This is a genomic window from Caballeronia sp. SL1002 (assembly GCF_057814995.1).
The window spans coordinates 163,013-183,853 of sequence record NZ_JBYMUW010000003.1; the positions used below are offsets into that span (position 1 = coordinate 163,013).

The 20,841-nt window shown below is 59.2% G+C and carries 17 protein-coding genes; 12 read left to right on the forward strand and 5 right to left on the reverse strand.

The features are described from left to right. Position 1: 1 nt before the first annotated feature. Positions 2-1,354 carry a TRAP transporter large permease gene (locus AC3D25_RS18205; protein ID WP_488889866.1) on the forward strand — a complete coding sequence of 451 codons (1,353 nt, stop codon included), beginning with the start codon at positions 2-4 and terminating at the stop codon, positions 1,352-1,354. Positions 1,355-1,492: 138 nt separating this feature from the next. Here the strand turns inward: AC3D25_RS18205 and AC3D25_RS18210 are convergent, their stop codons facing one another. After that, positions 1,493-1,684, reverse strand: coding sequence for a 4-oxalocrotonate tautomerase (locus tag AC3D25_RS18210; RefSeq protein ID WP_488889867.1), 192 nt, complete (start codon positions 1,682-1,684; stop codon positions 1,493-1,495). A 566-nt stretch (positions 1,685-2,250) separates the two neighbouring features. Here AC3D25_RS18210 and AC3D25_RS18215 point away from each other — a divergent pair. Then, positions 2,251-3,531, forward strand: coding sequence for a lactonase family protein (locus AC3D25_RS18215; RefSeq protein WP_488889868.1), 1,281 nt, complete (start codon positions 2,251-2,253; stop codon positions 3,529-3,531). A 12-nt stretch (positions 3,532-3,543) separates the two neighbouring features. On the opposite strand, the gene AC3D25_RS18220 is transcribed toward AC3D25_RS18215, so the two are convergent. Both AC3D25_RS18220 and AC3D25_RS18225 read right to left on the reverse strand, forming a co-directional pair. After that, positions 3,544-3,858: a DUF4148 domain-containing protein gene (locus AC3D25_RS18220; protein WP_488889869.1), complete on the reverse strand. Its 315-nt coding sequence runs from the start codon at positions 3,856-3,858 to the stop codon at positions 3,544-3,546. A 113-nt stretch (positions 3,859-3,971) separates the two neighbouring features. After that, on the reverse strand, positions 3,972-4,916 hold the full coding sequence (locus tag AC3D25_RS18225) for an AraC family transcriptional regulator (RefSeq protein ID WP_488889870.1): 945 nt from the start codon (positions 4,914-4,916) through the stop codon (positions 3,972-3,974). Between the two features lie 511 nt (positions 4,917-5,427). Between AC3D25_RS18225 and AC3D25_RS18230 the strand changes: the two genes are divergently transcribed. The 9 genes from AC3D25_RS18230 (at position 5,428) to AC3D25_RS18270 (ending at position 16,164) form a co-directional block, all read left to right on the forward strand. Further along, positions 5,428-6,405 carry an ABC transporter substrate-binding protein gene (locus AC3D25_RS18230; protein ID WP_488889871.1) on the forward strand — a complete coding sequence of 326 codons (978 nt, stop codon included), beginning with the start codon at positions 5,428-5,430 and terminating at the stop codon, positions 6,403-6,405. Positions 6,406-6,421: 16 nt separating this feature from the next. Then, positions 6,422-7,447, forward strand: a complete 1,026-nt coding sequence (locus AC3D25_RS18235) for an amidohydrolase family protein (RefSeq protein WP_488889872.1) — start codon at positions 6,422-6,424, stop codon at positions 7,445-7,447. A gap of 43 nt (positions 7,448-7,490) precedes the next feature. Next, the gene (locus tag AC3D25_RS18240) at positions 7,491-8,336 is read left to right on the forward strand and encodes an amidohydrolase family protein (protein WP_488889873.1); all 846 of its coding nucleotides are present in this window, start codon (positions 7,491-7,493) and stop codon (positions 8,334-8,336) included. Positions 8,337-8,424: 88 nt separating this feature from the next. Beyond that, positions 8,425-9,705 carry an MFS transporter gene (locus AC3D25_RS18245; RefSeq protein ID WP_488889874.1) on the forward strand — a complete coding sequence of 427 codons (1,281 nt, stop codon included), beginning with the start codon at positions 8,425-8,427 and terminating at the stop codon, positions 9,703-9,705. 61 nt (positions 9,706-9,766) lie between these two features. Further along, entirely contained in the window at positions 9,767-10,753 is a 987-nt protein-coding gene (locus AC3D25_RS18250) for a DODA-type extradiol aromatic ring-opening family dioxygenase (protein WP_488889875.1), read from the forward strand. A gap of 38 nt (positions 10,754-10,791) precedes the next feature. Then, complete coding sequence (locus AC3D25_RS18255) at positions 10,792-11,649, forward strand: HpcH/HpaI aldolase family protein (protein ID WP_488889876.1); 858 nt, start codon at positions 10,792-10,794, stop codon at positions 11,647-11,649. Then, a complete protein-coding gene (locus AC3D25_RS18260) occupies positions 11,650-13,194 on the forward strand; it encodes an acetolactate synthase large subunit (protein WP_488889877.1) in 1,545 nt (514 codons plus the stop codon). A 28-nt stretch (positions 13,195-13,222) separates the two neighbouring features. After that, the gene (locus tag AC3D25_RS18265) at positions 13,223-14,116 is read left to right on the forward strand and encodes a substrate-binding domain-containing protein (protein WP_488889878.1); all 894 of its coding nucleotides are present in this window, start codon (positions 13,223-13,225) and stop codon (positions 14,114-14,116) included. A 263-nt stretch (positions 14,117-14,379) separates the two neighbouring features. Next, a complete protein-coding gene (locus AC3D25_RS18270) occupies positions 14,380-16,164 on the forward strand; it encodes a hypothetical protein (RefSeq protein WP_488889879.1) in 1,785 nt (594 codons plus the stop codon). A 260-nt stretch (positions 16,165-16,424) separates the two neighbouring features. Here AC3D25_RS18270 and AC3D25_RS18275 read toward each other — a convergent pair whose 3' ends face one another. Further along, positions 16,425-17,540: an MFS transporter gene (locus AC3D25_RS18275; RefSeq protein ID WP_488889880.1), complete on the reverse strand. Its 1,116-nt coding sequence runs from the start codon at positions 17,538-17,540 to the stop codon at positions 16,425-16,427. Between the two features lie 273 nt (positions 17,541-17,813). After that, a complete protein-coding gene (locus AC3D25_RS18280; protein ID WP_488889881.1) occupies positions 17,814-18,830 on the reverse strand; it encodes a hypothetical protein in 1,017 nt (338 codons plus the stop codon). Positions 18,831-19,608: 778 nt separating this feature from the next. Here AC3D25_RS18280 and AC3D25_RS18285 point away from each other — a divergent pair. Further along, positions 19,609-20,694: a porin gene (locus tag AC3D25_RS18285; RefSeq protein ID WP_488889882.1), complete on the forward strand. Its 1,086-nt coding sequence runs from the start codon at positions 19,609-19,611 to the stop codon at positions 20,692-20,694. Positions 20,695-20,841 lie beyond the last annotated feature (147 nt).

Below are 20,841 nucleotides of genomic sequence, written 5' to 3' on the forward strand. Positions count from 1 at the left end.
CATGGAACTTGCCATCCTCTCTGTTAGTTTTCTGGTCTTTCTCGTTCTCGGGGTTCCAGTTTCGTTCGGTTTGGGACTCGCGTGCGTCCTGACGTATCTGTATGAAGGTCTGCCGGCGGCGACCGCCATGCAGTCAATGATTTCCGGGATCAACGGGTTTTCTTTCCTCGCGGTGCCGTTCTTCATTTTTTCCGGCGAACTGATGCTGCACGGTGGTGTCGCCGACCGCATCCTGCGTTTCGCTCAAGCGGCAGTCGGGCATTTCCGGGGCGGCCTCGGTATGGCCAACGTGGTGGCCTGCACGCTGTTCGGCGGCGTGTCAGGTTCACCGTCGGCTGATACGTCGGCAATGGGCGGCGTCGTCATTCCGCTGATGAAGCGTGAAGGCTATAGCGCCGCCTATGCGGTCAACGTGACGACGCACTCGTCGCTGGCCGGTGCGCTGATGCCGACGTCGACGAACATGATCATCTACGCGTTCGCGGCGCAGGGCATCACGGGCACGCTGAATGGTCACACGATGAGCGGCGTGTCGATCGGCGACCTTTTATTTTCTGGGCTGCTGCCGGTTCTGTGGGTGATGGGTTTCGTGCTTCTCGCAGCCTACTGGCAAGCGGTTCGCCATGGCTATCCGCGCCGTCCCGACGGCTCGACCGAACTGCCGCGTTTCCCCGGCTGGTTCGCGGTGGCGCGTACGTTCATCGGCGCGGTGCCCGGGCTAATGGTGATCGCAATCATTCTCGTCTGCGTGGCCAGGGGTATCGCAACGGCGACGGAGGCGGCGGCCATTGCGGTGGCGTATTCGCTGGTGCTGACCATCGTCGTGTATCGCACGTTGACGATGAAGAAGCTCTTCTTCGCGTTGTCGAAGGCGTCTAAGACCACCGGTGTGGTGCTGTTGCTGATCGGCGTCTCGAACATGTTGCGCTACCAGATGGCGTACCTGGAGATTCCCGACGCAATCGAGCGTTTGCTGGACGGCGCGACATCGATGCCATGGCTCATGCTGTTGTACATCAACTTGCTGCAGATTTTCCTCGGCACGTTCGTGGACATGGCGGCGCACATTCTGATCACCACGCCACTGTTCCTGCCGATGGCGATGCATGCGGGTGTCGGTCCTGTGCAATTCGGCATCATGATCCTGCTGAACTGCGCTTTGGGTCTGGTTCACCCGCCGATTGGTTCGGTGCAGTTTATCGGTTGTGCCATTGGCAATGTGTCGATCGGTGAAACAACCAAGATGGCATGGCCTTATTACCTGGCTATCTTCAGCGCGATCAACATCGTCACGTATTTTCCGGCATTCTCGACCTGGTTGCCGAGCATCATCAACGGCCACCCGGTGTTTTGAAGAAACGCACAATCTATATTCACCGGCGCACGCGGGTGCCGGATACGAAGAAAATGTTTTGACGGGGCCGTGGACATGAAAGGCGCCGATTGGTTCGGCTCCGGGGCTGGGCGCTCGGGGCGCGCAGGTGCAAAGCGCTCACGCGTCCGGGTCGGACCACAAGCGCCCTCCGGTTGCCCAATTTTCGCGTTTGACGTCGGTGAGGATGATGTCCACTGAGTTCGGCTCGACGCCGAGCGAGTCGCAGGTCGCCTTGGTGATGGCTTCGACGAACTGGCGTTTCTGTTCCAGCGAGCGGCCTTCGAAGAGTTCAATATGAAACGTGGGCATCGCGTGACTCCATGCTGAGTAAGTTGAAAAGCGATAATCGCGGCAGGTTACCGGTCAAGCTTCCGTAGCAGGCCGTCAACGCCTTTTTTTGACGATAACGTCATTGATCGAGTACGCCTTCAGCGAGTTGTTTTAGATTACCCCAGTGCGTCCTAGAGGCTCACGGACCAGAAGGCGTCCACGGGAATTTTCTTGACCACCAGTCGATACGCCGTCTCTCCGACGTTTCGATCAGGCATTCCGATTGTAACTGGCTCTGCATTGCTGACTCACGACGGTGTTCCAGCATTCCACGACACCCTTGCTTCAACAGTGCAAGACAGGCTTGACGCAGAAGCCATGCAGCTTGATCGCGTCGTCGGTAGCACCTACCGGAAGCCCGCGCAGAATCCTTCTGAGCAGAGCTGAAAAATGGTCCTTCAAATCGCACCCGAAAAGTCCCGGCGAATCGGACTTTGGTGCAGGGACACTCAGCCGTGGATCGACTACGCTTGACCGATCCCGCTCGCTTAAGTGGCCTCCTGAGAGCAGGGTCGCGACCGACCAGCCATTCGAAGGCAAGCAGCATGGGACGCAATGATTGCGCTCGGCGCTGCAGCCCGTTCAACCGGTGGGAGCAGTTGGCGGACACTTCAAACAATATCATTTGGCTTTTAGCCTACCGGCCCATGACCCAGCTCGTGAAAAAATGCGGTCTCAAGCGTTTCAGCATGGCTGCCATGCTAATCGCGCAGACTTTGTTGGCGGGAACTTACAGCCCGACCCTACTTGCCGCGACGCCACCCGAGAAAGCACAAACCGATCTCGTCTATGTCGGTACACAGGCGCGCCAGATCCACGCGTTTCGTTTCGATCCGTCCACAGGAAAGCCAACATTGATTGGCCCGGTGGTTGAAGGCCTCAAATCTACTTGGATTGCTGCGCATCCAACGCTGCCGGTCCTGTATTCCGTCGACGACGACAACAACCGAGAAGGCACCGTCACTGCCTTCTCGGTGGACCGGACCAGCGGCGCGCTTGCCAAATTGGGCGAAGTCGGTACGGGGGGGAATGGCACCACGAACCTTTATCTCGACCGCCCCTCGATGACGCTGCTTGCCGCCAATTACGGCAGCGGGTCAATATCGAGCATTGGCGTTGAGGATAACGGGAACGTCGCTTCGCTTGTATCGACCGTCAAGGAAACGGGATCCGGACCTAACCGCCGACAGGCGAGCGCGCATGCGCACAGCGCAGTCGTCGATCCGTCGGGACACTATGCGCTCGTTCCGGATCTTGGCGCGGACCGCGTTTTTATTTATGGCTTCAATCGATCGACACACGCGCTGTTACCAGGCGATTCGAGCGAGCCGCGGTGCTTCATTGCGCCGTCTGGCAGCGGACCTCGCCATGTTGTCTTCGGCCCGGATGGTCACTTCGTCTACCTTCTTACTGAACTCAGCGCGCAGGTCCTGGTACTTCGATGGGATGCAGCGCAAGGAACCTTGACGCTGGTTCAGTCGATCTCGATCACAAGCGAAGCGTTCTCGGGCGCGAAAAGCGGCGCCGCGATTGCGGTGAGCCAGGACGGACGGTTTATTTACGCCGAGAATCGCGGAGAAAATTCGCTCGTCGTCTATCGTGTAAATGCCAAAACGGGCGAGCTTTCGCTAGTCCAGCGCACGGCTTCGGGCGGTGAAAGACCGTGGGGATTCGCGATCCACCCGTCGGGAAAATGGCTGCTGGTGGCTAACCAGCGAAGCGGCAGCGTGAACGTCTTCAGTATCGATCCCGACTCTGGAACACTGTCGGACACCGGGCAGTCGCTCGACATTCCCACGCCCGTCAGTGTTTCCTTCATGCCGTGAGCGAGAGTCGGCTTATTGACCGGCCGCCTTTTTTTCTGCGTTTTGAATATTGGTGGGATAGTTAGAATCGTCGTTCGCGGGGTTGTAGCCGTTCTTTTCCAGCTTGCTCAATTCGGCGTTCTTTTTCTGACGGTTCGCTTTGCGGGCCGCCTTTTTTTGAGCCGAGGTCGGTGTGGATGCTTCCGCTTGCGTGCTCGTGGGTGACGCCTGTGCGGAGGGTCCGGTCGGCGGATTAGCTGTCGACTGGCTGATCGCCGGCGTTGCAACGATCAGGCAAACGGTGGCGGCAAATGTTGACGTAACGGCACGCAGGTTTAAGCAGGACATTTTTTTTCTCCAATTGCACTGTGGCCATTTTCACCCATGCAAACGTCGTACCCGAACGACTAGCAGCGGGACACCCGCGCACTCGTTCAGATAGTACAGCTTGTAAAAGCCGTCTACTGCGACGCAGCTTCAACGGATGTCTGGCGTCGCGCTGCGATGCGAAACTGGCCCGGCGTCTGATTCATTTCTCTTCGAAAGAAACGCGTAAAGTAAGACGCATCCGTAAAGCCAAGGCCAAATGCAATTTGCTCGACCGACATATTGCCGAAAATAAGATCACGCTTTGCTTCAGTGATGATGCGCATATGGATCATCTTCGTCGGGCTCTGATCGGAAGCCGAGGCGCAGGCGCTGCGCAGTTGCACTAACGATATCCCCATCATCGACGCGTATTCGTGCAGCGGCAGATTGTCCCTGAAATGCTCGTCAATCAGCTTTCTGAACTTTTCGACTTTGTGAATATCGTTGCGGGTGACGTCGTCGGTGACGGCTTGCTGCGAACACGTCTCGCGTACCAGCATTAAGAGCAGACTAGTCAGCCGTGCTTCGGCGCCGACCACATGTCCCAGGGCGTCGGACTCGATCTCCCACTTCAGACCTTTGATCAAATCGAAGCATTGAGGTCCCGCTTCTGTAGAGGCCGCCAGCGGTATTGCCCTGGGCGACGCCCAGAGCGCAATGAACTCATGAAGCTTGGCGTTGATCTGGGTCAGATACGAAATTTCGATCGTCACCACCCATCTTTCGACGTCGATCTCATAGTCGAGCCCATGCACGCACTCCGGCGGCAACAATAACGCGCACGGTCCTTCGAACGGGACGCTCTTGCCCTCGAGATTCATTCTGCCGCGCCCGGCCTGGACGAAAATCACCTGACCGTACGCCGGATGGGCGTGCGGCTCCGTCCGCCAGCGGCCCCGATCGGTAACATGTCCGACATGCACGAACCAGTTCTTTTGTTCGGGGCGGTCAACATAGAGCCGGACCTTCGGAACCGTGGTCGGCTTCGTCTGTAGCCTGGGTCTGAACGCCAATGCGGCAAGGGATTCTTGTTTCACGTTTTTTCCTCTCCGGCCAAACAGCCCATTCTTCGTTGGAGTGCAAACATATTCCAAAGTAGTTTTAGTCGTAACCATGGGTAAACCAGCAGGTTTGCATACGATCCATTACAAGCACCGGTTGTAAATCCGAGCAAACGCCGGAGACACGCGGGAAAGCGGCGGTCGCGCCTACCGAGACGGAATCGCCCGGGACGGCAGCGTCTAACCCTTTGGCAGCGACGCCATAAGTAAATCGAATGCGAAAAACGATAAGTCGGCAAGGCGTGCGCTGATACGACGCGTCCATCGCGATAGGACATGGCGCACGTGCGCGCAGTTCGACGAGGCGTGACGCCGTCACGCGCAAGGCCGCCAGTTCCCGCACGGCCGCCGAAAAAAGTGCCGTTGAATGTCACTTTTGTCTAGGGACCTGCAGGCCCCGCTCAAATATTCTGACTGTGCCGAGACAGTCCGTAAGCGTCGATGATTCATCCATCGATTGCCCGCGACGTCTTATCCACAGGAGAGGATGTTGACCAAGAAAGTTCCGCTCAAGATTGCGATCGCCGAGCACCCGCACACGTCTGCCATTCGAAGCGGCGCCATTCCCATCGAGGGCGTGGACGCCGAGTTCGTCACGGTCCAGCCGCAAATCGGCGCGTTCCGCCGGATGGTCCGCGACGTCGAATTCGACGTGTGCGAACTGGCGCCGACGACTTATATGATCGCTCGCGCATACGGCGCGCCCTTTGTCGGTCTGCCGATATTTGTCGTCCGCCGTTTCCATCATGGCGGCCTGCTGATCCGTCCGGACGCCGGCATCAATAGCCCGAAGGACCTGGAAGGCAAGAAGGTCGGCGTGCGCGCTTACTCGGTGACCACCGGTGTTTGGACCCGCCAGGTGCTCATCGACGAGTTCGGCCTGGATTCGTCGAAAGTGACCTGGGTGGTCGACGACGAAGAGCACGTCACTCAGCTCAAGCTGCCGTCCAACGTGATCCACGCTCCGGAAGGCCGCTCGCTCGCGGACATGATGGCGTCGGGCGAGTTGTCGGCGGGTTTTGCCGCCGCTGCGGGCATCGGCCGCACGGGCGCGCCGACAGGCGGCTGGAAGGAAGTCGAAGCGAACTATCCGGATCTGCTGCCGAATGCGACCGAACTGGAAACCGAGTACTACGCGCGAACGGGCGTCTATCCGATGCACGGCACCATCGTCGTCAAGGATTCGGTCCTGGCTGAGCACCCGTGGATCGCAAAGTCGATCTACGACGCTTTCGCGCAGGCGAAGAAGGAGTGGTTGGCACGCCTGGACGCTGGCGAAGCGACGGCCGTGAGCGACAAGAAGTACATCGAATTGCGCAAGATCGTTGGTCACGACCCGCTGCCGTACGGTCTCCAAGAAAACCTGAAGACGATCGAGACGCTGGAGGCCACGGCGTTCAAGCAAAGTTTGACGCCGCGCCGCATGTCTATCGGCGAGCTGTTCGTGGACCCGCTGGCAAGCTGACTCGACAGGAGACAACATGATTATCGATTGCCACGGGCATTTCACGACCGTTCCCGCTTCGTTCCGCGCCTGGCGCGCGAAACAGGTTGAATTTGCCAACGATCCAGCCAACGCTCCGCCGGTTGCAGGCGCTTTCGTCAGCGACGACGAAATCCGCGAAGCCATCGGCAACGGTCAGTTGAAATTGCAACGCGAGCGCGGCAGCGACCTGACGCTCTTTTCGCCGATCGCCGGCCTGATGAGCCACCACCTGGGCAACGAACGCACGAGCCTGCAATGGGCCACGGTATCGAATGACCTCGTGTATCGCGTGACGGAACTGTATCCGGATAACTTCGCGCCGGTTTGCCAGTTGCCGCAATCGCCGGGTGTGGCGCCTGCAAACAGCATCGCCGAGTTGCGCCGGTGCGTCGAGGAACTGGGCTTCGTTGGCTGCAACCTGAATCCCGATCCGAGCGGCGGCTATTGGACCGGCACGCCGGTGACCGATCGCGAGTGGTATCCGCTCTACGAAGCGCTGGTCGATCTCGACGTTCCCGCGATGATCCACGTCGCCGCGTCGTGCAACCCGTGTTTCCACGGAACAGGCGCACATTATCTGAATGCAGATACATCGGTTTTCATGCAGATCCTGCAATCGGATCTGTTCAAGGACTTCCCGACGCTGCGTCTGGTTATTCCGCATGGCGGCGGTGCGGTGCCGTACCACTGGGGACGTTACCGCGGCATGTCGCTGGAGATGCGCGAGCGGCCGCTAGAAGGGCTCTTGAACAACATCTTTTTCGATTCCTGCGTGTACCACAAGCCGGGAGTTGAACTGCTAACCAAAGTCATTCCCGCGGATAACGTGCTGTTCGGCTCGGAAATGATCGGCGCCGTGCGTGGCAAGGACCCGGCCACGGGTCAGTACTTCGACGACACGAAGCGCTATATCGACGCTTGCGAAGCGCTGTCCGACGAAGATCGCTACAAGATTTTCGAAGGCAATGCACGCCGCGTTTATCCGCGTCTCGACGCGCGTCTCAAAGCACGCGGTAAATGATGGCGGCGTTGGCCGCATGCAATTTGACAGGCACAAAGACATCATGACAATCGTTGATATTCACCCGCATATCATTTCCGGCGACGAGACGCGCTATCCGCCAGCGCCGTTGTTCGGCAAGCGCTCGGAGTGGTCGAAAGAGCGTCCCACGACCGTCGAAACGCTGATCGAATCGATGGACGCGTCCGGCGTCGCCAAGGCGGCAGTTGTCCACTCGTCGACCACCTACGGTTTCGACAACAGCTATGTTGTCGACGGTTGCGCGCAATACAGCGATCGCCTGGTCGCGGTCGGTTCCGTCGACGTGCTGGAGCCGGATGCACCGGCCAAGATCCGTGCATGGTTCGAGCGTGGTCTGGCCGGGCTGCGGCTCTTTACTGGCGGTAGCACGAAGGAGTTCGACCCGAGCGAACTCGATGATCCACGCGCGTTTCCCGCATGGGAACTGTGTGGCGAACTCGGCTTGCCGATGTGTATCCAGACCGGTCCGATCGGTCTGCCGCAAGTGGCTGCGCTGGCGAGACGCTTCCCGAACGTGAACATCATTCTGGATCACCTCGGTCGTCCGGAAGTCGCTGACGGCGCGCCCTATGCAAAGGCGCAAAGCCTGTTCGATCTGGCGCCGCTATCGAACATCTACATGAAGCTGACGCCCCGCATCTTCGGTGATGTGAAAAAGGAAAAGGCGAACGCCGATACGTTTTTTCCGCGCGTCGTCGAAGCGTTTGGCGCACAAAGGATGGCGTGGGGCTCGAACTACCCGACGTCGCCGGGCACGCTGGCGGAAATTCTCGCCACTGCGCAAGCAGGGCTCGCATGCTTGAGCGCAGACGACCGCGACTGGGTATTCGGCAAGACAGCGCTTAAGCTGTATCCGGCACTGGCCTGAATTTCCGTTGCATCCAAACCGGTCACCCGGCCGTCAGGCGTTCGGGTGACCGGCAGCAGGATTGAATCAACTACAGAGAAATCGGCATATGGAGACAAAAAAACCTGGACGACCGGGGATTGCGAGCCGCTGGGCGGTCCTCGCGCTCCTTGCGCTCGGTGTGTTGATTTCGTTCGTCGATCGCACCAGCATATCTTCGACGCTCGCGGACGCTGCTTTCGTCCGGCATTTTGCGCTGACGAACGTAGATCGAGGCTGGATCAATGCGGCCTTCTTCTGGTCGTATGGCGTGTTCCAGGTGCCGATGGGCTGGGTAGCGGACCGCTACGGCGTGAAGTGGCCGTATGCGATCAGCTTTGCGCTGTGGTGCATCGCTACAGCGCTCATGGGAGCGGTGACGGCGCTGGCGAGTCTGGTTGTGTTGCGTCTCGTGATCGGCATCGCTGAAGCCATCGTGATTCCGGCGAGTTACCGGTGGATCCGCAACAACTTCGACGAAAGCCAGAACGGTCTTGCTGTCGGCATTCTGGCGATGGGCAACAAGTTCGGTCCCGCGCTCGGTGCGCCGGTCGCAGCGTGGTTCATCGTCAACTATTCGTGGCAGGTCATGTTCACCGTCACTGGTCTGACGGGCCTCCTCTGGCTGCTACCGTGGTTGCTGCTGGTCCGCAGCGATCTGCCGAGCCGCACGGAACTCGCGGCAGTCAACCGCAGCGCACGCACGGTCGGGCTGGGCAGCATTCTTTCCAGCCCCGTCGTCTGGGGAGGAATGATCACCAACTTCTGCTACGGCTACTTCACGTTCTTCTGCATGACATGGATGCCGGCCTATCTGGTCGAGCAGCGCGGCCTGTCGATTTCGCGATCTGGACTTTTTACTTTCTTCAGCTTCGCCGGAATTGCAATAGTCGCGGCGGTCGCGGGCTGGGCAGCGGACAGGATCATCGCGCGAGGCGGCAACCCGATTCTGGTACGCAAGGCTTTCACCATTGCGGGATTCGCGGGCGGCTGCACGGTTTTGCTGGGCGCTTACGCCAGTACCCTCGAAATGGCCTTGTTCTGGAACGTACTTTCACTGTCGCTGCTCGGCCTGGCTACGGCCAATAACCTGGTGCTGTCCCGGTTGACGCTGATTCCCAAACAGGTCATTGGCCTTGTCACCGGCGTGCAGCAGGTCGCCACGAGTCTCGCGGGCGGTGTGGCGGCGAGCCTGTCGGGCTGGCTGCTCCACGTCAGCGGCAACTTCAACCTGCCGATGCTCGTGATCCTCGTTTTCCTGGTGATCGGCGCAGTGACCACGATGATCATGTTCCGCCCCGAATGGGCCCCGAAGGTCGCTGAAACCCAGGGTTCGCTGCGGCGAGCCTAGAAATTACGACGAGCAGGCTAAGTCGCTTTGTCGAACACGTTAATTTACTGAGAAACAAGAAATGGCAAAGATCGTATTCGGGATGGCCGTGCCGCATAGCGGGATGCTCGGTCAAGCGCCGGAGGACTGGCTGAAGAACGGCGAGCGTGATCGCAACAATCCGGAATTGTGGTTTCGCAACCGGACGTGGACTTACCCCGAGCTCGAAGCGCATCGCGAAGCCGCCTTCGAGCAATTCCTGACCATTGAAGAACGTACCGCGCGCGCCGCGCGCTGCCGTACGGCGCTCGATCAAATGGCCGCCGCCTACCGCGAAGCCAACGTCGATGTCGCGATCATTCTGGGCAAGGACCAGAAGGAGATCTTCACCGACTTCTCGCCGTCGATCGCCATCTATAGCGGTGAGGAAGTCCACAACGGCCCGCCCCAGCGTCCCGTCTATGCACCGGACCACCACGTTACTCACCGGTGCCATCCGAAGCTCGCGAAGTACCTCATCGAGCACTTCCAGCGCGAGAATTTCGACCTGACCGATCTGTTCGCATGGCCCGACAACGTCTGGATGAAACCGTTGCCGGATTATCCGGTCGTGCCGCACGCCTATAGCTTTGTGTATCACCAGATCATGGGCGACAACCCGCCCCCGCATGTGCCGGTCATCATGAACTGCTTCTATCCACCGACCCAGCCGTCCATGTCGCGTTGTATCGAGTTCGGCCGTGTCTTGCGCGATGCGATCAATGCATGGCCTGACGACGTGCGCGTCGGCATCTTTGCGTCGGGTGGTCTGTCCCACTTCGTCAACGACGAGGAATTCGACCAAAGCATCATGAAAATGTTGTCCGCGTACGACTACGACGGCCTCGCAGCGGTGGACGACCGGTCATATCAGTCGGGGACTTCCGAAATCAAACTCTACGTCAGCGTGATGAAGGCCGTGCAGGAAACGGGCGCCGAAATGACGCTGGTGGACTACGTTCCCTGCTGGCGGACAGCCGCCGGGACCGGCGAAGGCATGGGCTTCATGTACTGGAAAGCGGCCGACTGACCCGGCCTTGCACATCCGATCGACGAGAGAGAAAGACTATGAGCGATACCCGCCTCAACAGCATCATCCGCGCGTTTGAATCCGGCAAGACCGCTTACACCGCGTTCTCCAAACTGGACAAGCAGAACGCCATCGAGATGAGCGACGCGCCGTACGACGGCATCGTGTTCGAAATGGAACACAACCCTTACGACGTCTCGGCGCTTGGCGATGCACTGCAATACATGCTGAGCCGCAAGCAGATCGCCGACGCGGGCTCCGTTGCACCCCGGGTAACTCCGATCGCACGTATCCCCGCTAACGGCGCGGAGATGAACCAGGCGTTCGCCAAGCAGGTGCTCGATCGCGGGGCGTACGGCGTGGTGTGGCCTCACGTGGCGACCGTGGAGCAGGCGTACAACGCGGTGGCGTCGTGTCGTTACGCGCGCCCCAGGAACGCGCCGCTGTACGAGCCGAAGGGCGCGCGGGGCGACGGACCCGCGACCGCCGCGCGCTACTGGGGCTTGAGCATGGCCGACTACTACAAAAAGGCGGATGTGTGGCCGCTCGCACCGGATGGCGAAATTCTGGTCGGCCTGATGTGCGAGAGCACGGAGGCGATCGAGAATCTCGACGACATCCTGTCGAATGTCCCCGGCGTCGGTTTGATCTTGATTGGCGAAGGCGACTTGAGCCAGCAACTCGGCCTGCCGCGCCAGTACGACCATCCCGAGGTGCTCGACGCGATGCGCCAGATCGTCGAGACGTGTCACAAGCACAACGTGGTCGTCGGCAATCCGCACACCACGGCGAAAAACCACGATCGACTGGTGAAGGAAGGTTATCGCTTTCTGATGTCCGCGCCGCAGCGCAGCTACGGCGTGGTCGGTGCGGCACGCGAGATGGCGGGGTATTAAATGAACGGCGCGGAAAGCCTGGTTCAGACGCTCACGGAGCAGGGCGTCGATATTTGTTTCGCGAATCCTGGCACTTCGGAGATGCACTTCCTGAAGGCGCTGGAAAATCCGAAGATGCGTAGCGTGCTGTGCCTTTTCGAAGGCGTATGCACCGGCGCGGCCGACGGCTATTACCGGATGAAGGGCACGCCCGCGTCCACGCTGCTGCACCTCGGGCCGGGACTCGCGAACGGGCTGGCCAATATCCACAATGCGAAGCGCGCATCGTCGGGCATGGTCAATATCGTCGGCGAGCATTCGGCCGCGCATCTGAAATACGATCCGCCGCTCACGTCCGATATCGAGGGACTCGCACGGCCTTTGAGTCATTGGGTGCGGCGTGTCGAGTCATCGCGCGCGGTGGCGTGGGACGTGGCGACGGCAATCGAAAAAGCCAGCGAGCACGTCGGCCAGATTGCGACGTTGATCCTGCCGGGTGATGCGTCGTGGCAGGAAGCGGGTGCAGCCGTCGTGCCGCCGCGTGCGGCGAACACGCCCAAAGCGCCGAGCGGCGCGCGCGTGGAACATATCGCGAAGGTGTTGAAGTCAGGCGAGCCGACGCTCATCGTGCTCGCGGGCCACTCGACACGTGGGCGCGCCATCGAACTGGCAGGCAAGCTCAAGGTGGCAACCGGCTGCCGCATCGCGACGCAGTTTTTCAGCGCGCGGATCGAACGCGGCGCGGGCCGGGTCACGCTTGAGCGCATTCCGTATGCGGTTGACCAGGCCATCGAGTATCTGAAGGAATTCAAACACATCGTGACGGTGGAGACCACCGAGCCTATCGCTTTCTTCAGCTATCCGGACAAGCCGAGCCTTCTCAAGTCACCCGGCACGAGCGTGCATGAGTTGGTGGAACTCGGCGAGGACGGCGAGGCCGGGCTCGAAATGCTGCTCGAAGCGGTGGGTGCAACGGGCACGTCCGCAGTCCTGCAGGCGAGGGGGGATGCAACGCCGCCCACTGGCGCGCTGAATCCTGCGAGCATTGCCCAGGCGCTGGCTGCCGCGTTGCCGGAAAACTGCATTCTCGTCGACGAATCGCTCACTACCGGCCGCGAGACGATGGGGCTGACGGTGGGCGCCGCGCCCCACGATCTGATCAACAACATGGGTGGATCGATCGGCTATGGCACGCCGGTCGCAACGGGTGCAGCGCTCGCGTGCCCTGAGCGGCGCGTTTTCTGTATGGTCGGCGACGGCAGCGCCATGTACACGATCCAGTCGCTGTGGACGCAGGCCCGCGAGAACCTGAACGTCACGACGATCATCTTCGCCAACAACAGCTACGCGATCCTGAAGGCCGAATACGCGAACATGGGCGCGGGCGCACCAGGCGAGCGAGCGCTTGCGATGATCGATATCGACCGGCCGCGAATCGACTGGCTGGCGATGGCGAAAGGCATGGGCGTGCCCGCTGTGGCAGTCGATACCGCGCAGGGTTTTTACAAGGCCATGGCCGACTCGGTAAAGGAGTCGGGGCCGAGTCTCATCGAGGTGAGGCTGTAACTCAATTCAGGCATACAGGAAGAACACAATGACCACGACCCTCACCGGTGCGCCGACGCTGCGCACCAACCTGGCCGATTACGCGGTCACAAAAGCGATGAAGGACGGACGCGTGACGTCGGACATCGTCAAACTCGACTTTTGCGGCCCGACGCCCGCACACAATGGCTTCAAGGCGATGGTGCGCGAGAACAGATTCGACGCGGGCGAACTCGCGATCGTTACGTTCTTGCAGGCAAAAGCATACGGCAAGCCCTACGTATTGCTGCCCACGCCGATCTCGGGACGTTTTCAGCATCACTGCGCGGGCTACAACATCGACTTCGGTCATCTCGACCCGAAAGATATCGAGGGAAAAAAGGTCGGCGTTCGGACCTACACGCAGACCACGGCGCTATGGATTCGCGGGATTTTGCGCCACGAATACGGCGTCGATCTGGACCAAGTGCAGTGGATGACGCTGGGCGACGGTCACCTGGCCGAATACAAGGACCCGAAAAACTGCGAGCGGCTGCCGGCCGGTTCGTCGATTCCGCAGATGATGCTCGACGGGGAACTGGCTGCGGCGCTGCTCGGTGAAGATATGCCGAAAGACGAGCGCGTGCGCACGCTGGTGCCTGACGCGCAGGCCGCGGCAAAGGACTGGTTCGCGCGCGAGAACGTGGTGCCGATCAATCACATGTTCGTGGTGCACGAGGATATTTCGAAGCAGCGTCCGGACGTGGTGCGTGAGTTGTACCGGATGATCTTGCAAAGCCGTGAAATGGCCGAAGGGGTACCGGCGGTGTTTCCGCCGATCGGCGTCGAAGCGAATCGCAAAGGCTTGCAGTTGGCAATCGACTGGGCGCTCGACCAGAAGATCATTCCGCATCGTCTGTCGGTCGATGAGCTCTTCGATGACGTTACCGGGGCGTTGGGCTAAGCGGAAAGGGACGTGCTGATACGCAGCGGTCGCCGCGATGGAAATTCGCGGCAACCCTGGATGAGAGTTGCGCCGCAGTAAGCACTTGATCGAGGCTGAACCGCTTGAGCAAGCATAATAAACGGAGGCATTTCGCTGTGCATTTCACATCGTTTTCAAGGAAGTTCCTGGCTTATTCGGTCGTAGGGAGCACCTGGATTTTTATATCATCCGGGACGCACGCGGCGACGGAAGGAACTGCGCTGCTCAATCGCGTTGGCCCGGTGACTTCCGAACTGTACGTGGCGAACGCGGACGGGACGGGCGAGCACAAGTTGCTGCCCACGCCGGGTTTCGATTATCACGCGTCGTTCTCGAAAGACGGCAGGTGGATCGTCTTCACTTCGGAGCGTGACGGACTCGGTGAATCGAATCTTTATCGAGTCAAAGTGGACGGCACGGATCTGAAGAAGCTGACGACGCACATCGCCGTCGATGATGCCGCTGTTTTTTCACCGACCGACCCTGATCTCATTGCTTTCGTCTCTTCACGCCGCGGCGCGAGTGAATTCGGCACGACCAATATCTGGACGCTCAACATCGCGACGGGCGCGTTGAAGAACGTCACCGGCGATCTCAAATTCGACGCCGACAAACCGCACAGCTACTTTCGGCCGTCATGGTCGCCGGACGGGAAGTGGCTGGCCGTGTCTTCGGACAGCGGCTCGGAATGGCGCGGTCACAATCTGCCGGTCGGCTGGGAGCGCACCCAGGAAAGCAGCATCTATATCGTCAAGCCGGACGGGTCAGGTTGGAAGAAAGTCGCCAGCAATGCGGGCTTCGACGAAGGTTCTCCCTCGTGGTCGCCGGACGGAAAGCGGGTGGTCTTTTACGAAACGCCCGTGGAGTCGACCTGGGGCGCGCACCGTCCCGAAGGGATCAATAGCGTCAGCTCGCAACTCGTATCGGTGGATCTCTCCGATCTTTCCAGAACCGCCTTGACGTCGACGCCCGGTTTCAAAGTGTTCCCCCAGTATCTGTCGGACAGCAACGTGGCCTATCACGTGAAGGGCGGACAGACCGAAGGTCTCTACACGACGGCGGGCGCTTTCCGCGCAACTGCGAATACGGGTATCCGCTCGCCCCGTTATTCATGGGACGGCACCCAGATGGTCTATGAGAAGATCACGATGCGCCCCGCCCACACGAACGGCACGCCGCTCTTCAGCTTCGATCCCAACTGGAATTACCGGTACATCGATGTGTTTGCGCAACTCTCGGCGGATCGCAAGCAGTTGGTGTACACGGAAAAAGCGGTCAACTCTTCCATTGCGCTTATCAACCCGGACTTTTCGGGCTACAGGCGCATCTACGATCCGATCAATAGCGGCCTGGATCCAGACATGATCAAGAAGGGCCTGGCCGGTGCATTCCAGCCCACGTGGTCGCCGGATCGCCAGTGGGTAGCGTTTGGCGTCGGCGATTGGTTCTTTACTCGCGGCGCCGGTCCCGGCCGGATTGCGCGCATCAAGACTGACGGCAGTATGGACAACAAGGCGGAATTCCTGACCGACGGATCGATCAACGCGGGTTTTCCGAGCTACTCGCCGGACGGCAAGAAGATCGTGTATCGCGTATGGAGCCCGAAGGTGCAGGGCTTGCGAATTCTGGATGTCGATACGCATCAGACAACGGTCCTGACGACCGAGCCGGACAACCTTCCCGGCTGGTCGCCAGACGGCAGCAAGATCGTGTTCACGCGCAAGGAAGTCAACCCAACCGATCCGAACAAATTTCACTACGACGTCTACACGATCAAACCGGACGGCACGAACGTGACGCGCCTGACGACCCCCGGCGCCAACCAGGGACATGCCGTATGGACTTATGATGGCCGCATCGCGTACAGCTCAGGCGTGTATGGTTTCAGGGACGAACTCGCGCTGTACGACAACAGCTTCCAGCCTGACGGTCAGAACTGGGTAATGAATGCCGACGGCAGCGAGCAGCACGCGATCACGGATACGCTGTGGGAGGAAGCCATGCCGTTGTACGTTCCGAATCCTTAGCCTTCGCTCCGAGAAATTCACGGAGCGAACGAGAACAGCCGCGCATAGACCGGCTGTTCTCTTCTTCGTTGCAATGACGGTGCGTTACGCGCACGACGGCTGTTCCCGATCGTGCGAACCTATACGTTGACTTTCGGCGCCCATTTGCGCTGAAGCAGAACGAGCGTGCTCGCCGCACCGATCAACAGGAAAACGAAGATGGCCATCATCGGCCACTCGTAACTTCCGCCGACGTGGAGCAGCCAGCCGGAGAGACTGGACTATACCCCGCCCGCTAGACTGGCCGCCACCTGCTGCAGTCCGGTGTTCAATCCGACCGCCTGTTTGGGGATCAGGGTCAGTTTGCAAAGCGCCAATGTGTTTGCAGTGACAAGTCCGAGCAGCGAGAGCGATAGAACATTCCAGAATAGAGCCATTTGAAGCGAAGGCGCGTAAGCACCAAGCAGGACGGTCGTGCCACCCATGAAACCAGCAACAATGAAGCACTTGCGCACCACAACAGCATCGTTGCCGCGAGCGATAATCCGGTCCGCGCCCCAACCGGCGAGCACCGCAATCAACGCGATGCCGACGAAGCTGAAGAACGTATAGAGTCCAGACTTCTCAAGAGACAGGCCACGCTGTTCGACCAGATAAGCTGGCATCCATGTCATGCAATAAAAAGCGAAATAGCTGTAGCAGAAATTGTTGATCAGGCCGCCCCATACCACCGGGCTAACGAGAAGATTTTTCAGTGGCACTGAGGAGGCGCGGTGGACCGCAGTTGCCAGTTCCCCTTTTGACGGATAGTCGTTCTTGACCATCGTCAACCAGGGCACCAGCCAGATCAGGCCGATCAGGCCCGTCGCGATGAACATCGCTTTCCATGAGTAGTTGACGATCATCCAGGCCGCGACCGGTGCGCCGAGTGCGGGTCCCATCTTGCCGCCAATCGAGAAGATGCCGAGCGCAGTCCCTTTTTGCGTCTCCTTGAAGTTGTTCGCGAGGTAGCGGTAGGTCGCCGGAACCGCGACCGATTCGGCCACCCCAATCAAGAGACGCATGATGACGAGCGCCGGCAGCGTCGTCACCATTCCGGTCGCGGCCGCTGCCAGACACCAGAGCACAAAGCAGATCGTGTAAGGCCATTTCACGCCATAGCGATCCACTAACCAGCCCATCGGCATTTGAACCAGGCCATAGGACCAGAAGACCGCTGAGTTGAGCCAGCCGCGCTCGATAGTCGTTAGGGAAAATTCGTGAACGAAATGCTTGTCGGCTAGTGCCGACGACAGGCTCGTGCGGTCGACAAAGGAAATCAGCAGCCCGACCGCGAGAAGCACCAGAATGCTCCAGGGGTTCTCGCCGCCTGACCTGATCGGTCGATTGGATGTCATTGAATCCTCTCAAGATGGGACGATTTGCTGGCGATATCCGACGTTCCCGACAAGCGAGTCCGGGATGTCGAGGCAGCGACGCGGGGTGTTTGGAAGTGCAGCGAGGCGAAGGAGAATTGCACCGTGTCGTTGATAGAAGTCACGGCAACATCAGGGGATACACGATTGAGGAGGACATGACCACCTATCTGCGTCGCGCGAATCGGCTGGCTGCAATGCTCATGGCAATCCGAGGAGTTGCCATGAGACGAGTTGCAGCGTCAGTGAGATCGATCAGAAATGGATCTCGGCTACCACCATGGGTACTGACGTTATCGTTCCGACCGCCGCATGGGTCGGCGTACCGTACATGTGATACCAGTACTCGTAACCCAAGCCGGCATACACGGTCCGCGGATGATTGATGAACGAACCAAGGTCGGCTAGTAGCGACGCGCGGGCAAGGAATTCCGTTGTCGTATCGACGCCGAATCCGTCTTTGCCTTTCGGCCCGGTCACGCTAGCGAACCCACGGAATACCAGCGGAAGCGGGCCTACCCGGAACGGAAAGAGCCACGAGCTTTCGAAGTGCCACGCGGTATGAAAATGCACATCCACACCGGAAATGCCGTTATGGTTGCTCTCGGTGCGAAGGCCGGCCGTGAGGTTCCAGAACCCTCGCGGCAACGCGAACTCGATCGTCGGACCGAGCACCAGCATCCGGGCGCGTTCGGCATACGCATCATTCTTGACCCCGAATTCGTAGCCGCCGGTCAAGCCGAAATCGCGAATGAAGCCGATGCCGACCTGATGCCCGAGAATCTTTTCGGCGCTCAGTTCGACCCGGCCGACGCTATAGACCTCTTGCGCGCCACCGGACGACGGGCCGCCCGCTTCGGGATTGGCCGAGTTCGAGACGAGGTAATCGACGTTGAACGCGTAGGTGCCCCACTTGAAACCCCCGATCGTCGTGAGATAGCCAATGTTCTGCGCGACCTTATCGGGGATACCCGGGTAGTGAAAGTCGCTGCCGTAGCGATAGCCGATATAAGTGTCGTTCCACGAAACGGGCTGCGCACCAATCTGTTCCCCTGACTTCAAGTCCGGCGCCGTGAGAGGCGCGATTTTGTTCGAAGGTGTCGCCGGCGCCTGCTGGAGTTGCTTGCTGGGCGGGCTTGGCTGATTCTGAGTTTGCTGCGCAACGGAGGTGCTCGGGTCGGTCAGCGCATCTGCGCAAGCAAACTCGCTCAGGCAGCAAATCAGGCCTACTCCGAGAAGGGGCGCACGCAGGGCCTTAAAAAATTTTCTCATGTCTCCATCCATATAGATTTCTGTAGTTATGCCTGCAGGAACTAAAAGCGCGGGAAAGTCTGACTTTGGGACAGTGGCCTCTTGGTCTGTGCTTCGTTTTTCTTGGTCTTCGATGCCGCTTCATCGGCGGACGATCGATGCGCGCCTTCCAGCCCAGCGCAACGCGTCGGCGCTATATCGTGCTGGTTGGGAAATCCTATTGGATGCCCGCGAATCTGCCTTTACACAAAAGTTAGATTCGCCGGGATTTTTTGCGTCGATTGACTCGATTGACTCGATTGACGCGACGGCTGGTATCTCAACATTGTGCTGGCGAGTACGGAAGCAGACGCGCTTCTTCACCGTGCCTATAGCCGCTACTCACGACATGATCGAGGGTACGAAACAGTGGCTAGAAACATGGATGACGGCACCATCGCATCCTCTTTTCCTTAAGCTCGTTTCGCCACATGCGAATGCGCCGGAGAACTGCTCTCCCGCGCACCGCTAGCGGGAACGCCCCTCGTATACCCGATGAAACAGCGCGTAAAAAAATGCCATCCAATGTAAGTTTTTTGCATGGACCCATCGTTCCTTGAACGATTAACCTTTCCAAATGATGTCGATAATGCATTCGGCGCCATCTGAGAAAACCGGTTCATCTGGGAGTCGGGAGGGACTCTTGCAGCATCGGCCGGATCGTTCGCTTCACAACACAACCGAGTAATTAGTTATACCAAGTTAGTAAATATCTATAAGAGCACCGGAAGTCCGATGCCAATAAAAATGGAGATCCCGAATGAAAAGGTTTTTCACCGTCGCGTCCGGCGCAGTCTTGTCGTGCGCGTCCGCTGCTCCAGTGTTCGCGCAGTCGTCGGTGACACTCTATGGCGTGCTCGACAATGGCTTGGTGTATCAGAGCTCGGGCGGCAACAATTCGTCGGCGGTCCGCGCGGTACCCGGCGGACTCTTCGCGACACGCTACGGCTTCAAGGGCAGCGAGGATATCGGCGGCGGCTTGCACGTCAATTTCCAGTTGGAGCAAGCCTTCTCCGGCCAGACGGGGGCAGCGACAGACCCAACCAAAGCTTTTAATCGACTAGCGTACGTCGGTATGTCCGGTGGTTTCGGCGAAGTACGCTTCGGCTTGCAAAATTCGCCGCAATACGACGTGCTCCAGGCAGCAATGGACCCGTCCTGGGTTAAGAGCATTGCTTCGCCGATGAATAATTTCAACGGCCTGATCATCCGTGAAAGCAATGGGATTTCCTACTACACGCCGACGTTTGGAGGCCTGAATGCCAAATTCATGATTGCATTGCGCGATCCGGCGACGTCTGGCAATGGCATCGGGTTCTACAATGCGGTCGTCCAGTACATCAATGGTCCGCTGAATGTGGCGGCAGGCTACGAGCGAGGGGACGAGCCGGCCGCCGGAGCGGGCGGGAGCTACGCGTTAGCGGGCGGTGCTTCGGCAGGCCCAGGCGCGATATTCACTGTGTTCAACGCGGGCGCTTCGTATGCGATCGGGGCCAATCGCGTCTGGCTGGCCTATCACACGGAAAGACTGACGAACTCGCCGAATTATATGCAGCACGACGTCTATCAGATATCCGATTCGTACCAGTTCGGGCCGGCTGCTTTGCTCTCGCTGATGTACGGTTATCTACACGACCGTACGGGCAAGGGCAACAATGCGCAGCAACTGGGCGTCCTGTTTGAGTACTCTCTGTCCAAGACGACTGAGCTCTATACGGCTGCTGGTTTTATCCAGAACCGGAGCCAGGCGAAATACACGCTCTCCGGCACCGCTTATTCGGGCCTTGCAGTCAATCCCGGCGTCGATACGCGTGGCATCGGAGTTGGCCTGGTGCACAAGTTTTGAGGTCGCGGCACGACCTCGGACCGAGCTCGTCAAGCAGCGTCTATCGGGTGTAGATAATGTCCTTCAGCGCGAAAGGACTAAAAGCGTAAAGGGTGAAATCTTCAGCCGCGTGACCGGGCCGCGAATCGCCGGATGCCGGATTCGGAA